Origin of the sequence: Leptolyngbya sp. FACHB-36, from assembly GCF_014695955.1 — a bacterium.
Taxonomy (GTDB): domain Bacteria; phylum Cyanobacteriota; class Cyanobacteriia; order Leptolyngbyales; family Leptolyngbyaceae; genus FACHB-36.
Genome location: NZ_JACJPG010000583.1, coordinates 1 through 2,400, shown reverse-complemented (window position 1 = coordinate 2,400; position 2,400 = coordinate 1). Strand labels below are relative to the sequence as shown.

Genomic DNA, 2,400 nt, shown 5'->3' with positions numbered 1-2,400 from the left:
CTCATCCTCCGTCAGATTCAGTTCCAGCACGCTTTCCACACCCTGACAGCCCAGCCGCGAAGGCACTCCAATAAAAATATCCGTCAAGCCATATTCGCCTTGCAGATACGCAGCCGTAGACAGCAGCCGCGACTGATTCAACAAAATCGATTCCACCATCACACAGGCGGATGAGGCTGGAGCGAAGTAGGCACTGCCCGTTTGCATCAGCTCAACAATTTCTGCACCCCCCTTGCGCGTGCGATCGACGAGGCGATCGATCGTCGCTGACTCCATTAAATCCGTGATCGGAATACCGTTGACGGTCGAGTAGCGTGGCAGCGGCACCATCAAGTCGCCGTGGCTTCCCAACACCGTCGCGTTAATATCGCTTACCGAAACGCCCAACTCCATTGCAATAAACGTCTGAAAGCGGGCGGAGTCGAGCACGCCTGCCATGCCCATAACCCGACGCGGCGGCAGTTCGCTTGCCTTCCACGCCACATACGTCATCACATCGAGGGGATTGGTGACGACGATCAGACTAGCGTTTGGAGAGTGAACGATCGCCTGCTGTGCGGCAGTGCGCACAATTTCGGCGTTGGTTTTCAGCAAATCGTCGCGGCTCATTCCTGGCTGACGCGGCAATCCTGCCGTAATCACGACCACATCTGAGCTAGCGGTGTCGGCGTAGTCGTTCGTGCCAGTGATTTGGCGATCGTGCCGCTCAATGCCTCGCGCCTCCATGAGGTCCAGGGCTAATCCTTGCGGGCGTCCTTCAAGAATGTCGAGCAGCACCACATCAGCAATGTTTTTCTCGGCAATTCGCTGAGCCAGCGTGCTGCCCACGTTACCAGAGCCAACGATCGCCACGCGAGCGGTAGGACACGAAATCGACGAAGGACGTAGAACCATACAACTGCTAAGAACTAAGGGCGTTCGTGCTCACTTTAGCGTAGGTCGCTAGCTGGGCAGAATTTTCTCATGCTTTTTATAACAGTTTTCGCTCCGGCTGAACCAGAGTCGAATTGAGCACGATTGCGAGAGCCGAGTCGTAGCAGATCCGTCGATCGCCGATCGAGCCATACCGATTCTCCAAATTCCAACTACAGCAAGTATTGCGAATTCCGAATTCCGAACTCCGAATTCGTATCAGACCCCTTCCAGCACCTCATCAGTCTGTTCATAAAGCTGTCGCAGGCGCTCTAATTTGCTGGTGTCGGGTTGCCAGAAGCCGCGACCGTTCGCTTCCAGCAGTCTGCCGACAATGTTGCGGAAGGCTTCCGGGTTGGCGGCTTGGAGGTGGCGCGATCGCTCCGCATCCAGCGCGTAAGTATCAGCGGCTTGGTCGTAGACCCAGGCGTCCTGAAAATCAACCGTGCCGCTCCAGCCCATCAGCGCCGTCATTCGCTGTGAGATCTCATACGCGCCGCCGGAGCCTTGGGCAGTCATGGCGTCTGCCCATTTTGGATTCAGCAGCTTCGTGCGGTACTCCAGTCGCAGCAGGTCTTCTAGCTGGCGCGGTGTCGTGTCGTTGGAAAAGCTTTCGACAAAGCTGGCGGTGACTTTTTTGCCGCGCTGCTGCTCTGCGGCTCGTTTTAAGCCACCCGTGTTGGCGTAGTATTCCTGAATGTCGGTGAGTCCGTATTCAACCGAATCGATTTGCTGCACAATGCGATCGCAGCTTTGCAGCAGCGTCTTCAGCACCTCGGGTCGTGCCTGTCCCTTGTCGCCTCTGCCATAGCTAAACGCATTCCGCCCCTGCCAGGTTTGACCGAGTTCCTCACCGGATTCCCAGTTTGCGGCAGTCACTTGATCGTTAACCAATGAGCCAAAATCGCCTGCTGGATTCGAGAACAGTCGCGCGGTTGCGTTCTCGACGCCTTGAGCTTGCAGAGCCAGCGCGTGTTTGCGGATAAAATTCTGCTCCGTTGGCTCATCGATCTGGGCAGCCCGCTGAAATAAGTCGTCCAGCAGTTCCAGAATATTGACGAAGCTATCGCGGAAAATGCCGGACAGATTTGCCAGCACATCAATGCGAGGATGGTCTAACTCTGCCAGAGACCTCAACTCGTAGCGGACAATTCGCCCGGTGCCTTCCTTGACGGGTTCTGCTCCGACCAATTCCAGCAAAATTCCCAGAGATTCGCCTTTTGTTTTGATCGCGTCTAAGCCCCAGAGCATCACCGCGACGGTTTCCGGGTGCGTGCCGTGTTCGTCTACGTGCTGAGCAATGATTTGGCGGGCGATCGCCCGACCGCGCTCGTAAGCAGCCGGGGACGGCATCCGGTAGGGGTCGAGCGCGTGGATGTTGCGTCCGGTGGGTAAGACGCCGGGACCGTCGCGCAGCAAGTCGCCGCCGGGAGCGGGCAGAATGTATTCGCCGTTGAGTCCGCGCAAGAGGTTGGTGAGTTCGTCGGT

At 56.9% G+C, this 2,400-nt stretch carries 2 protein-coding genes; both read right to left on the bottom strand.

Annotated elements, in window-relative coordinates; translation table 11 throughout:
- A partial coding sequence (gene mdh / locus H6F43_RS17050; protein ID WP_190343916.1) for a malate dehydrogenase occupies window positions 1-894 on the bottom strand: 894 nt, incomplete at its 3' end.
- 237 nt (window positions 895-1,131) lie between these two features.
- A partial coding sequence (locus H6F43_RS17045; protein ID WP_190343915.1) for a cobaltochelatase subunit CobN occupies window positions 1,132-2,400 on the bottom strand: 1,269 nt, incomplete at its 5' end.